Raw genomic sequence first — 543 nt, forward strand, 5'->3', positions numbered from 1 at the left:
ACTCGTCCGCCGAATGACCAAGGGTTCCTGGGCCAGGTTAATCCGCCCAGGGTGAGTCGGGACCTAAGACGAGGCCGACAGGCGTAGCCGATGGACAACGGGTTGATATTCCCGTACCCGTGTGAACGCGCCCATGGTGAATCAGTGATACTAACCACCCTGAATCCCGCTTATTCTTGTGCCTTCGGGTACCTGAAGGGTGGGTGGATGCGTGGGACCTGATCTGGTAGTAGCCAAGCGATGGGGTGACGCAGGAAGGTAGCTGGGCCAGTCAGTGGTAGTACTGGTGTAAGCCTGTAGGGCGAACGGTAGGCAAATCCGCCGTTCATGATGCCTGAGAGGTGATGCGTAGCCGATTGAGGCGAATTCAGTGATCCTATGCTGCCGAGAAAAGCCTCTAGCGAGCTTTCACACGGCCCGTACCCCAAACCGACACAGGTGGTCAGGTAGAGAATACTAAGGCGATCGAGATAACTATGGTTAAGGAACTCGGCAAAATGCCCCCGTAACTTCGGGAGAAGGGGGACCTTGTTCGGTGATCAC

1 rRNA gene is annotated in these 543 nt (G+C 56.2%); it reads left to right on the forward strand.

Features of this window, described 5'->3' with window-relative positions:
* Positions 1-543: ribosomal RNA gene (locus A2J03_RS03215) — 23S ribosomal RNA — on the forward strand; the annotation flags it as partial.

This window comes from Rhodococcus sp. EPR-157 (assembly GCF_001647195.1).
Classification (GTDB): domain Bacteria; phylum Actinomycetota; class Actinomycetes; order Mycobacteriales; family Mycobacteriaceae; genus Rhodococcoides.